Source organism: Saccharophagus sp. K07 (genome assembly GCF_014336955.1).
Lineage (GTDB): Bacteria > Pseudomonadota > Gammaproteobacteria > Pseudomonadales > Cellvibrionaceae > UBA5868.
Window position 1 is genome coordinate 380,266 of record NZ_QRAI01000004.1, and the last position, 12,400, is coordinate 392,665.

Annotated in this window: 8 protein-coding genes; 1 reads left to right on the forward strand and 7 read right to left on the reverse strand. The window is 54.8% G+C overall.

Annotated features, from left to right (window positions below):
• Nucleotides 1–15: 15 nt before the first annotated feature.
• The 6 genes from DWB84_RS14065 to leuS form a co-directional block, all read right to left on the reverse strand.
• Nucleotides 16–270 carry a hypothetical protein gene (locus DWB84_RS14065; protein ID WP_187410437.1) on the reverse strand — a complete coding sequence of 85 codons (255 nt, stop codon included), beginning with the start codon at nucleotides 268–270 and terminating at the stop codon, nucleotides 16–18.
• On the reverse strand, nucleotides 267–1,565 hold the full coding sequence (locus DWB84_RS14070) for a ribonucleotide-diphosphate reductase subunit beta (RefSeq protein WP_187410438.1): 1,299 nt from the start codon (nucleotides 1,563–1,565) through the stop codon (nucleotides 267–269). Before DWB84_RS14070 ends, DWB84_RS14065 begins: the two co-directional genes overlap by 4 nt.
• 88 nt (nucleotides 1,566–1,653) lie before the next feature.
• On the reverse strand, nucleotides 1,654–4,533 hold the full coding sequence (locus DWB84_RS14075) for a ribonucleoside-diphosphate reductase subunit alpha (RefSeq protein WP_187410439.1): 2,880 nt from the start codon (nucleotides 4,531–4,533) through the stop codon (nucleotides 1,654–1,656).
• A 700-nt stretch (nucleotides 4,534–5,233) separates the two neighbouring features.
• Nucleotides 5,234–6,280: a DNA polymerase III subunit delta gene (holA, locus tag DWB84_RS14080; RefSeq protein ID WP_187410440.1), complete on the reverse strand. Its 1,047-nt coding sequence runs from the start codon at nucleotides 6,278–6,280 to the stop codon at nucleotides 5,234–5,236.
• Nucleotides 6,261–6,776 carry an LPS assembly lipoprotein LptE gene (gene lptE, locus DWB84_RS14085; protein WP_187410441.1) on the reverse strand — a complete coding sequence of 172 codons (516 nt, stop codon included), beginning with the start codon at nucleotides 6,774–6,776 and terminating at the stop codon, nucleotides 6,261–6,263. The genes holA and lptE overlap by 20 nt, the downstream gene beginning before the upstream one ends.
• The gene (gene leuS, locus DWB84_RS14090) at nucleotides 6,773–9,364 is read right to left on the reverse strand and encodes a leucine--tRNA ligase (protein WP_187410442.1); all 2,592 of its coding nucleotides are present in this window, start codon (nucleotides 9,362–9,364) and stop codon (nucleotides 6,773–6,775) included. Before leuS ends, lptE begins: the two co-directional genes overlap by 4 nt.
• Before the next feature lie 221 nt (nucleotides 9,365–9,585).
• Between leuS and DWB84_RS14095 the strand changes: the two genes are divergently transcribed.
• The gene (locus DWB84_RS14095) at nucleotides 9,586–10,539 is read left to right on the forward strand and encodes a lytic murein transglycosylase (protein ID WP_187410443.1); all 954 of its coding nucleotides are present in this window, start codon (nucleotides 9,586–9,588) and stop codon (nucleotides 10,537–10,539) included.
• Nucleotides 10,540–11,477: 938 nt separating this feature from the next.
• On the opposite strand, the gene DWB84_RS14100 is transcribed toward DWB84_RS14095, so the two are convergent.
• Nucleotides 11,478–12,362: a DUF6279 family lipoprotein gene (locus DWB84_RS14100; protein ID WP_187410444.1), complete on the reverse strand. Its 885-nt coding sequence runs from the start codon at nucleotides 12,360–12,362 to the stop codon at nucleotides 11,478–11,480.
• Nucleotides 12,363–12,400: the final 38 nt, after the last annotated feature.

A 12,400-nucleotide genomic window follows, 5' to 3' on the forward strand; every position in this document is an offset into this window, starting at 1 on the left:
CGTTGTACCAATGAATTAATGAATTGTGTCGGGTTTTTCTCGGGATGGGGATGATAATTCTGACTTGCTACCCACCGAGCGCTGCAGTTGCAGGACCATCTTGCTCAAATAAGCGACGCTTTCGTTGAGTTGTTTTACCGCTACGCGCAGCTCGTCAGCGTCGTTGAGATCGAGTGCGGAGTTTGCGTTTTGCGTCTTGCTACCCATGATCAGTCCTCTATAGAAGCCGGCACCCGGTGAACGGGTGCCGGTGAGTCTAAATGGAATCAATCCCAGCTCAGTGCGCCACCGGTTTGGTACTCGATCACGCGGGTCTCGAAGAAGTTTTTCTCCTTGCGCAGGTCCATAATCTCGCTCATCCAGGGGAACGGGTTTTGCGCGCCGGGGAAAGCTTCTGGCAGACCGATTTGCGCCAGGCGGCGGTTGGCGATGAAGTGAAGATACTCTTCCATCATGCTGGCGTTCATACCGAGAATGCCGCGCGGCATGGTATCGCGAGCGTATTGGATCTCCAGTTCGGTGCCTTCCAGAATCATCTGGCGTACTTCGGCTTTGAAGGCCTCGGTCCACAGATGTGGGTTTTCCAGTTTGATCTGGTTGATGACATCGATACCGAAATTCAAATGCATGCTTTCGTCGCGCAGGATGTATTGGAACTGCTCGGCGACGCCGGTCATTTTGTTGCGACGGCCCATGGAGAGGATCTGGGTAAAGCCGCAATAGAAGAAGATGCCTTCGGTAACTACGTAGAAGCCGATCAGGTTGCGCAGCAATTCCTGGTCAGTTTCCGGCGTGCCGGTTCTGAACATGGGGTTGCTGATGCCGTGGGTGTGGGCGATGCTCCAGGCAGCTTTTTTCGCCACTGACGGGACTTCCCGGTACATGTTGAACACTTCGCCCTCATCCATGCCCAGCGACTCAATGCAGTATTGATAGGCGTGGGTGTGGATTGCTTCTTCGAATGCCTGACGCAGCAGGTACTGGCGGGCTTCCGGGCAGGTGATGTGGCGATAGATGGCCAGTACCAGGTTGTTCGCTACCAGCGAGTCCGCAGTGGAGAAATAACCCAGAGAGCGTTTCACTACTTGGCGCTCGTCTTCGGTCAGACCGTCGGCACTTTTCCACAGAGCAATGTCGGCCGTCATGTTCACTTCTTGCGGCATCCAGTGGTTGGCGCAGCCGTCCAGATATTTCTGCCAAGCCCACTCATATTTGAAAGGCACCAACTGGTTGAGGTCGGCGCGGCAGTTGATCATGCGCTTGTCGTCCACCTGGACGCGGGCGGCGCCCATTTCCAGTTCTTCCAGACCTGGGGCGGGATCCAGATCCTGCACGGCTTGTTTGGCCAGATTGATCGCTTCTTGGTTGCTCAGACCGGGTTTTACCGATGCGGCAACAGGCGCAGCAGCAGGTGCTGCAGGCTTGACGGTTTCTGCCACAGTAGGGGCTTCAGCCTCGGCAACCTCCGCGGCTTCCAGAGCGGCTTGAACGATTTCGGGTGCGATTTTCTTGTCGACTTTGGGCGCAATTGCCGCGTCGTCGTAGTAATCATCCCAACTCAGCATGTCGTTGATCCTATGGTCAGTATTTTGTTTAGAGTCTTGGTTAAGCGGTCAGTGCGCCCGCGACATCAGGTGCCGCGGGCTGTTTTGCTTACTGGCAAGCTTCACAGTCAGGGTTGTCGATGGAGCAGGCCTTGGGAACCGGTGCTGCTTCGACGGCGCCTGTATCTATAGAGGCGGATACGGCATTGAGCGAGCCAGTATTGATGGTGGACTTCTCAGTGGTGGTCGCTGCCAGTGCACGCAGGTAATAGGTGGTCTTCAAGCCGCGGAACCAAGCCATGCGGTAGGTGAAGTCCAGTTTTTTACCGTTAGCCCCAGCGATGTAGAGGTTGAGGCTTTGTGCCTGGTCGATCCATTTTTGCCGGCGGCTGGCGGCGTCGACGATCCAACGAGGCTCGACTTCGAACGCGGTGGCGTAGAGCTGCTTGAGGTCTTCCGGTACGCGGTCGATCTTCTGCACAGAGCCTTCGTAGTACTTGAGGTCGTTGACCATCACTATGTCCCACAGGCCGCGCGCTTTCAGGTCGTGCACCAAGTAGGGGTTGACCACGGTGAATTCGCCGGACAGGTTGGATTTCACGTACAGGTTCTGATAAGTCGGCTCGATGGACTGGCTGACTCCGGTGATGTTGGCGATGGTCGCAGTCGGCGCGATCGCCATGACGTTGGAGTTGCGCATGCCTTGCGTGCGGACTTTCTGACGCAGGCTGTCCCAGTCGAGGGTGCGGCTGCGGTCTTGCTCGATGTACTGCTCGCCACGGTTTTGCGCCAGCAGGTCGATGGAGTCGATCGGCAGAATGCCTTTGCTCCACAGAGAGCCTTCATAAGTGGAGTAGCTGCCGCGCTCAACCGCCAGGTCGCTGGAGGCTTCGATGGCGTAGTAGCTGATCAGCTCCATGGAGCGGTCGGCGAATTCCACGGCTTCCTGGCTGCTGTAGGGGATGCGCATTTGATAGAGCGCATCCTGGAAGCCCATGATGCCGAGGCCCACTGGGCGGTGACGCAGGTTGGAGGCACGGGCAGCAGGCACTGCGTAGTAGTTGATGTCGATAACGTTATCGAGCATGCGGACTGCAGTGCGCACGGTTTGGCGCAGCTTGGCTTCGTTCAGTTTGCCGTTTTCGATGTGCTGCGCTAGGTTCACGGAGCCGAGGTTACAAACCGCGATTTCTTCGTTGGCCTTGGTGTTCAGGGTGATTTCGGTGCACAGGTTGGATGAGTGCACGACACCGGCGTGTTGCTGCGGGCTGCGCAGGTTGCACGCGTCTTTGAAGGTGATCCAAGGATGGCCGGTTTCGAACAGCATGCCGAGCATCTTGCGCCACAGGTCTACCGCGCGCACCTTTTTGTGCAGCTTCAATTCGCCGCTTTCGGCTTTGCGCTCGTACTCTTCATAGCGCTCTTCAAATGCCTTGCCGTACAGATCGTGCAGATCTGGAGCGTCGCAAGGAGAGAAGAGGGTCCAGTGCTTGTCTTCAAACACGCGCTTCATGAACAAATCCGGCACCCAGTTGGCGGTGTTCATATCGTGGGTGCGGCGGCGGTCGTCACCGGTGTTCTTGCGCAGTTCGAGGAATTCTTCGATATCCAGGTGCCAGGTTTCCAAGTAGGCGCAGACTGCACCTTTGCGCTTGCCACCTTGGTTGACGGCTACAGCAGTGTCGTTGGCCACTTTCAGGAAGGGAACCACACCTTGGGATTTGCCATTGGTGCCTTTGATGTAAGAACCGAGGGCGCGCACTGGCGTCCAATCGTTACCCAAACCGCCGGCCCATTTGGATAGCATGGCGTTGTCCTGGATGGCGCCGTAGATGCCCATCAAATCGTCTGGAACCGTCGTCAGATAGCAGGATGACAACTGCGGACGCAGGGTGCCGGAGTTGAACAGGGTCGGCGTGGAGCTCATGTAATCGAAGGAAGAGAGCAGGCGGTAAAACTCGACGGCGCGCTCGTTCTTGTCTTTCTCAGATCCGGCCAGTCCCATAGCGACGCGCATAAAAAACACTTGCGGCAGCTCGAAGCGCACGCCTTTGCTGTGCAGGAAGTAACGGTCGTACAGGGTTTGCAGGCCGAGATAGGTAAATTGGTTATCGCGCTCCGGCAGGATTGCTTGGCCGAGCAGATCCAGGTCGAAGGTCAACAGTTCGGGGGAGATCAACTCCAATTCAACGCCCTTCTGTACAAAGGCTTTGAGGGCGGGGCCGTAGTAGTGGGCCATCTGGCGCTGGGTGGCTTCTTGGGCGATGCCGAGGAAGCGCAGGGCTTCACCGCGCAATTTGTCCATCAGCAGACGCGCAGTGGCGAAGGTGTAGTTGGGTTCTTTTTCTACCAGGGTACGGGCGGAAATGACCAGCGAAGTGTTCAGATCTTCGTGAGAAACGCCGTCATAGAGGTTGCGCATGGCCTCTTTCAGGATGGCTTGCGGATCGACTTCATCCAGGCCTTCACAGGCGTCGGTGACCAGGGTCAGGAGTCGCTCTATGTCCAGTTTTTGTTTGCTGCCATCGGGCATCACTACGTGAACATCGGGCACGTTCAGGTTGGAGGCGACTTGGGATTTCTGCGCGCGCAGACGGGCGCGTTCGTTGCGGTAGATTACGTAGTCGCGGGCAACTTTGTGTTCACCGGCGCGCATCAGGGCCAGTTCGACTTGGTCCTGGATTTCTTCGATATGGATGGTTCCGCCAGAAGGCATGCGACGCTTGAAGGTTTCGGAGATTTGCTTAGTCAGCTTGGCGACGGTTTCGTGGATGCGGCTCGACGCAGCGGCAGTACCACCTTCAACAGCGAGAAACGCTTTGGTCATGGCAACGGAGATTTTGTCGTCGGTATAGGGTACGACGGTGCCGTTGCGCTTGATGACACGCAGTTGACCGGGAGCGGTAGCGGTGATGGAGGCTGTGGGAGATTCAATCTCAGGTGCGCGAGGGGGGGTTGAATGAGATTTGATATCCACGTCTGTAAGCATATTGGTCTCCGTATGGTCGTTCTTGTTGGGGACGCCCTTGATGATTCTGAGGCGGATTCGTGCGGTGTCCGTTTTGTTGTTTTCTGTTGTGGACAACCTTAACGAAGCGTAGTTGGTATATGTAGTTTTTCAAGCCCAAAAACACTAGATCTAGTGTTTTTGCAAAACAGGGAACGCAATATATCGCAATGTAAATAAAAAAACATGTGGATAAGTTGTGCGATAACCTGTTGGAAACCTGTTGGGACCAGGGGGCGGAAACAGCTGAAACCAGCGCCGCTGCTCAGCTCGTTGGGTGGATAAAATCCGAAGCCCAGAAACTAGATTTTTTTTTTATTTTAAATACCCGCTATATAGCGACCGATTTTGTGTTGGTTATCCAACAACCAATAGGTCGGAAAGAGAAACGGCGATATCGGAACGGGTTCTGGAAGCCTCGCGGCCCCGACGGGCGCGGGCAGTCTTCAGGGATGAATTCACGGCGATTCTAGAATCCGTTCCGGTGCCCGCGGTCGCTACGTAGTTTTAAACGCGTTTCATAAGCGCGACGGGCGCTGCCGCCAGAGCTTCTGAAATCGGCGGCGTTTCGTCATGCACAAAGCAGCGCTTTGCACCGCATGACTACACCCTTGGCGGCCTGCGCCGCGCCCGAGGCTTTCAGGGCCTCTGGCGGTAGGAGCTGGGAGATTGAGCTTTTTGCTTACGACAACAGGGTTTTTAGACTGCGGTTGTCCAGGGTGCGCACACCGGCGAGGGACAGGACTATATCGAGGAGCGCTTGCCAAGGGTCACCTTGGGCCATGCCTTTGATGGTTCGATCCGTATAGGAGCATTCGCGCAGCAACAAGCGCAGGGTACCTAGGGACAGGCGTTGCAATGCGCCGCGGATCAGCGGGAGGCGGGTTTCGAAGATGCCGTGTTTGCGGGCGACGAATTCCAGCTTTTGGCCGTCGCTGAGGGCTATCTTCAGGGCTGCCAGAGCGCGGATTTCGCGGGTCAGAGCCCACAGGACTGCCATGGCGTCTGTGCCTTCGCCGCGCAGGCCGTTGAGGCTCGCGGCGGCAGCTGGTGCATGGCCAGCCAGAGCTTTATCCACCAACCCGAAAACATCGTAGCGCGCGCTGTCTACTACGGCGTGAGCCATGGTCTGCGCGTCGATCATGCCGTTATCGGTTAGCAGCTTGAGCTTTTCAATTTCCTGCACGGCGGCGAGCAGATTGCCCTCAACCCGACCGGCGAGGATATCAATGGCGTGGGAATCGGCTTTGATGCCGGCACGTTGCAAGCGCTGATCTATCCAACGTGGCAGTTGTTTGATGCCGATAGGCCAGACGGTGATGACCACGCCGATCTGTTCGATGGTGGTGTACCACTTGCTATTTTGCGTGGCTTTGTCGAGTTTGGGGCAAACCAGCAGCAGCAAATTGTCCGGCGAGGGGGAAGCGCAGTACTCCTGCAGTACCTTCACGCCCGCATCGCCCGGTTTGCCGTTGTGGATTCTGACTTCCAGAACCTTTTTATCGGCAAACAGGCTGAGGCTATTGGCGCTTTGCAGTAGTTGCGGCCATTGGAAGCCCGCGTCTGTATGGAAGATTTCTCTCTCGCTGAACCCCGCTTTGCGCGCCGCCGCGCGTATGGCGTCACAGCTTTCCTGGACCAACAGAGGTTCATCCCCGGTGACGAGGTAGATCGGGCTCAGGCCTTTTTGCAGGGCCTGAGGGAGTTGTTCAGGGTTGAGCTTGGCCATCGAGCGGAGCCAGGTGACGGGCTTGGCGCAGGATGCGCTGGGCAAGTTCCAGGCGCATTTCTTCCAGCAAGGTGTTTTCTTCTTCGCTCTTGGCTACGGTGGCGCTGGGGTCGAAGTCGAACACCCGCTCCACCGACAGAACTTGTGGTATAGCCACAGTCTTGTCGCCGTGGAGCTGGTAGCGGAAGGTGGCGGAAAGGGACATTTCGTACTGCGCTGGAGAGCCTATGGAGGTCACTGCCACTACGCGCTTTTGCAGCTCCTCATCACCCAGATACAGGGTAATGGGTGCATCGCTGGTGGCGGCCACTTTACTGCGGTGCATGGCATCCACCAGTGCCAGCGTCAGAGGTGCGAAGCGGTCTTCTGGAACCAGATTGATGGCCTTAGGCCCCTCGTAGCTGCCGCCACCGCGCAGCTGCCAGCCGCAGCCCGCGAGCACAAGCCACAAAAGACCAAGACTACACCAATGTATCCAGCTCTTTATGCTCATCATTTGACGACTATGTTCACCAGTTTGTTGGGGACAACAATCACTTTTACGACCGTTTTGCCGTCGATGAAGCGCTGGACGTTTTCTTCTGCCAGAGCAAGTTTTTCCAGCTCGGCTTGAGGTGCGTCCACTGGGGCTTCGAATTTGCCGCGCACTTTGCCATTGACCTGTGCGACCACTTCCACGGCGCTGCGTACCAGTGCGCTGGGGTCATACTTCGGCCAGGGCGCATTCAAAACATCGTCGCCATTGCCCAGGGCCTGCCACAGGCTGTGGCAGATATGCGGAACAATCGGTGCGAGCAGCAACACGGCGGTTTCAATAGCTTCGCGCTCGACTGCCAGACCGATTGGCGTAGAACGATCTGCTTGGCGGCTGACTTCGTTCAACAGCTCCATGACTGCGGCGATGGCGGTGTTAAAGGTCTGGCGGCGGCCAAAGTCGTCGCTGACTTTCTGGATGGTCTCGTGAGTTTTGCGGCGCAGGGCGCGTTGTTGATCGTTCAATTGTGAAGGATCGAGTTGACCCGGCTGACCGGCTTCCAGGTGGCTGGCGACGCTTTTCCACAGGCGGCGCAGGAAACGCGAGGCGCCTTCCACACCCGTGTCGGTCCACTCCAGGCTTTGCTCAGGCGGCGCGGCGAACATGGTGAACAGGCGGACGGTGTCGGCACCGTACTGCTGGATCACGGTCTCCGGATCCACACCGTTGTTTTTGGATTTCGACATTTTGATCACGCCGCCGGATTCCAGCTGTTCGCCGGTCTCTTTGTGGAAGGCGCGGACCATTTTGCCTTTTTCATCCCGCTCGACGGTGACGAACTCGGGGGCGATCCACTCGGTGCGGCCGTCTTTGCGGATGTAGAAGGATTCGGCGTTCACCATGCCCTGACACAACAGGCGAGAGAAAGGTTCGTCGCATTGGACCAGACCTTCATCGCGCATCAATTTGTGGAAGAAGCGCGCATAGAGCAGGTGGAGAATGGCGTGTTCGATACCGCCGACATACTGGTCTACCGGCAGCCAATAATTGGCTTTGACCGGGTCGATCATGCTGTCGGCATTCGGGCAGGTGTAGCGCGCGTAATACCAGGAAGACTCCATAAAGGTGTCGAAGGTATCGGTCTCGCGCTCGACCGGTTGGCCGTCCAATTCATCCTTGCGCCAGTTGGGGTCGGCTTTGATGGGCGACTGCACGCCGTCCATCACCACGTCTTCTGGCAACAGGATGGGCAGCTTGTGTGGCGGTACCGGAATTTCACCGCCGTCGGGCAGGTTGAAAATCGGAATCGGTGCGCCCCAGTAGCGCTGGCGTGACACACCCCAATCGCGCAGGCGGTAATTGGTGGTGACGCGGCCTTTGTTGGCGGCGGCCAGGGTTTGGGAAATGGCGGCGAAGGCAGCATCGAAGTCCAAGCCGTCGAATTCCCCGGAGTTGACCAGCACGCCTTTTTCCACGAACGCGGCTTTGCTCAGATCAATGGCGTCGCCGTTGCTCGGTGCGATCACTTGTTTGATGGGCAGGCCGTACTTCTGGGCAAATTCGTAATCGCGCTGGTCGTGCGCCGGTACCGCCATAACGGCGCCGGAGCCGTAATCCATCAATACATAGTTGGCGACCCAGACCGCCACTTCTTCCCCGGTGATGGGGTGGCGGGCTTTGATGCCCGTATCCATGCCGCGTTTTTCCATATTAGCCATATCCGCCTCGGCGACAGATTGAACCTTGCACGACTCAATAAAGGCAGCGAGTTCGGCGTTGTCTTTGGCCAGATGCAGCGCGATGGGGTGCTGGGCGGCTAGGCTGACGTAGGTAACGCCCATCAAAGTGTCGGGGCGGGTGGTGTAGACCTCAAAGGCCTTGTGCTCGCCGACCGATTGGGCCAAGTCAAAGCGCATCTCCACGCCGCGGCTCTTGCCGATCCAGTTGCGTTGCATAGTTTTGACCTGTTCCGGCCAGTCCGGCAGTTTGTCCAGGTCGTTCAACAATTCTTCGGCGTAATCCGTAATGCGGATAAACCACTGGGGAATTTCTTTGCGTACCACCGGGGTGTCGCAGCGCCAGCAGCAGCCGTTCTCCACCTGCTCGTTGGCGAGCACGGTTTCGTCTTTGGGACACCAGTTCACCGAGGAGACTTTTTTGTAGGCGAGGCCTTTTTCATAAAGGCGGGTGAAAAACCACTGCTCCCAACGATAGTAATCCGGCTTGCAGGTGGTGACTTCGCGCGACCAGTCAAAACCGAAACCCAGCGCTTTTAACTGATTGCGCATGTAATCAGTGTTGGCATAAGTCCACTTGGCTGGGGCGGTATTGTTTTTAATGGCCGCGTTTTCCGCTGGCAGACCGAAGGCGTCCCATCCCATGGGATGGAGTACGTTTTTCCCCTGCATGCGCTGATAACGGGCGATCACATCGGTGATGGTGTAGTTGCGCACGTGCCCCATATGCAGGCGGCCACTCGGGTAGGGAAACATGGCCAGGCAGTAGAACTTCTCTTTGGATGGATCTTCGGTGACTTCAAAGCTGCGATTCTGCTCCCAGAATTCCTGGGCGGCTCGCTCGACCTCTGCGGGATTGTAGTGCTCGTTCATGATGCTCATGCAGGAGTAGTGAATAAAGGAGGCGTAGATAAAAAGGGAGTCATTATAGGCGCGCGTTGGCGACAAAGGCACCAGTGGTGATCAGATTATTTGCGGTGCTCCGCTGAGTAGCGCATTCATGGATGGCATAGGCATTGCGTTAGTCAGCAATCAAAACGGAAAACCCACCAAGTTGGAGCCTTTGCCGCTACCTGACTATCAAGATCTGCACCATGAACGAACAAGCCATACAATTTCGAGCACCAAATCCAGGCGTACGATTCGCAGATTTCGAAGATTTTTGTGCAGCTTACCGCCAGAGGCGCGATGCCCTGTCCTTGATCAAGCAGCTCAACCAGATGATCAAAGCCGTACAACGTCATAGAGGTATGAGCATGGCCTTGCTGGCGGGCAGCAGCCACTTTCAAGGCGACTTCGATATTCTGCAATGCCAGGTCGAGCGACGTCTCGCCTCTCTGGAAGTCTTTGCCGCCCAAACCAACGGTCTTCTGTCGCACCGCGACAAGGTCAACCTGCATAACGCGTGGAGCACCATCCGGGCGGACTGGCAGGGGGACGATGTGATCGACAATTTCGAATTGCATTCGCACTTCATCGATCAGCTGCAAATCATGATCTCCGGCCTCGCCAAATTTTTGGAAAAGCCGGTGTCCGTCATAGTTGCGGAAAAAGCCAATTTGGAACTGCCGGATGAAGACGCGACGGCCTATCCGAAAATGTTCAAGCAGATTGAGTTGCTGAACTTCGCCGCGCGTCAGGTTACTACCATGGCGGAACAGATCGGCCGCATTCGCGCCCTGGCCACCTACGCCGCTGCCAAAGGCATTTGCGACGATCACCACAATCGCAAATTGCGCTACGCCATCTCCACTGCGCGCGCTGCCAACGAAAAACTGCGCCACCAGGCCGAACGCCTGGAATACGTCCTCGCCGGCGCCTTGCCGTCGCTGACGATGATCAAAACCTATGAATTGAAATTGATGTTCCTGTTCAATATCGTCGAAGCCGACGTCCTCTCCGGCGCCGCCATCAACACCACCAGCCACAACCTCTTCAAACTCGCCACCGAAATTATCGACGTGTACTTAAAAGTGGTCGATGAATCTATGGATTTGATTTCGCGTTGGAATGATGAGGATTTGGAGGGGTGGTTGTGTTTGGTGTGATTGGTAGAAACGTGTAAGGTGTTGGGATATTTCCCCTGCGCATTGGTAGGGCTATCGCAGATAGGGCGATCAATCGCGTGTAATAACGTTTTCGATACAACCTTGCCGGATTTAGGATCGATTTCGTTCAGGTAATGCCCATTCTTATCCGTGCTAATTAAGCGCAAGAAATTACCACACATGGCCGGCGCTGTAGCCCGGAGATCGTATGCGAAATTCCATCCCGCTGTTGGCGAATAAAATTCGCCTGCGAAGCCCGATTGTTTAAATCTGAGTGGTTTTGTGCAGGCGACCAATGCGGCATCAAAATTCAGAACTTGGGACATGGGCTTCAATTGTGTCGACGACAATATCCAATTCGGATATTCAAGAATGTATATATTTCCATTTACGTCATTAACAGCTGTTTGCTGGTTGAATGTGAAAACCGATTGCAGTATTTTGGGAAAGATCCAAACGCCGCTCTGATGACCCTTAAGCTGTAGGGCAGGATAATTAACATTATCCTTGCCAATAAAAAATCCAATACTTAAGTCCGGATTGGATGCGGAGGTCAAATAAGTGCTGTCCAGATTTTTAATTTCTGCAGACTTCTGAATTTTTTGTGTCTTCGAGTCGGCAGTGGGTGGCGCATCGCTTGAGTGCGCGCAAGAAAAGGACGCAAAAACAAATGTCGCGAATAAGGCAAGTTCAAGGAAGTTTTTCATTGTATTTATGCACGACAAATTTGGTTTTGGGTTTAAATGCTCCCTGCAAAATAAGTCTATCCCGGTCGGCGGGTTTCAAATGGATGCAGCCATGTGAAGGTTGAAGATTTGCTGGTAATCCGTGATAAAGAAGCAATCGAATCTAGTCAATTTCATCAGTTCCACTGTCTATCGTGAATTAAGGCCGAGGCCCTTTTAATTCTGAGAGGTCATTTTAGATGAACATCAACCCTAAGTGGCTGGTAAATGTTGATCCCCTTTTGCTTCCCTCGCCAACTCCCCCAACAACTTTACATATTCGCTTATCTTCTTATTCAAATGCTTCCGCTGCTGTTCACTCATGTCATTCAATAACTCCGCCACTAGCTCATAACTAATCTTCTGATTGTAATCCAGAATCTGTTCCAGCTCCGGCTGCCAATTATCGGTGCGGTGGAACATCAGGCTTTTTAGTCCGTTCAAAAGTGCATTTTTATCTGTGCGTTTGGCGAGAATTTCTGCCAGGGTGTCTTCCCAGATTTTTTGTTGTTGCAGATTTAATGTCTCAAATGGTTGCAGTGATTCGCTCCATTTTTCTATTTGTTTTTTCTGTGCAGAAGACAGTGGGCCGAGCCAGTCTTGAGCGTGTTTGACAAATTCTTTGACGTATTTTTTTTGGCGTTTGCGTTCGGATATGTCGACATAATCCTCTTTATATTCGTCTCTTTCTTCCGCAACGCTGGCGAGCAATTCTTTGACTTGGGTATCGCTCAAGGTTGCCAGAACCTCCGTTGCATCAGGTAAAACGCGCTCGACGGATTGATCGACGAGCAATTGGATTTTATCGGTTTCCGCGTGAATTTCTTCGCCGGTCCAGGGGCCGGCGTTGAGCCGGCTTCGCAGTTGTTGCAGGTAATCCGCATATTGCGGCAATTGAGTGGAGCGATGCCATTGGTGGAAATCCTTGATGGCGCGTTTGGTCATTAGCTTTTGTTCGCCATGCAACTTAACCAATCGCTGCACCTTCCATTCGATCGCCCAATCCAAAAAGTTATAAGCCATTTTGGTGGTGCAAGCAGACAGGCCGAGCAGTAAAAGGAAGATCAAGCTGTAGCGGCTCAAAGCCTTTATGCCCATTGTGAAATCCCCGTGTGTTGTATATGCGTGCCGCATTA

Coding starts and splice junctions, on each gene's coding strand:
- DWB84_RS14075 (WP_187410439.1), bottom strand. CDS start 4,533: ATGCTTACAGACGTGGATATCAAATCTCATTCAACCCCCCCTCGCGCA.
- holA (WP_187410440.1), bottom strand. CDS start 6,280: ATGGCCAAGCTCAACCCTGAACAACTCCCTCAGGCCCTGCAAAAAGGC.
- DWB84_RS14070 (WP_187410438.1), bottom strand. CDS start 1,565: ATGCTGAGTTGGGATGATTACTACGACGACGCGGCAATTGCGCCCAAA.
- DWB84_RS14100 (WP_187410444.1), bottom strand. CDS start 12,362: ATGGGCATAAAGGCTTTGAGCCGCTACAGCTTGATCTTCCTTTTACTG.
- leuS (WP_187410442.1), bottom strand. CDS start 9,364: ATGAACGAGCACTACAATCCCGCAGAGGTCGAGCGAGCCGCCCAGGAA.
- DWB84_RS14095 (WP_187410443.1), top strand. CDS start 9,586: ATGAACGAACAAGCCATACAATTTCGAGCACCAAATCCAGGCGTACGA.
- lptE (WP_187410441.1), bottom strand. CDS start 6,776: ATGATGAGCATAAAGAGCTGGATACATTGGTGTAGTCTTGGTCTTTTG.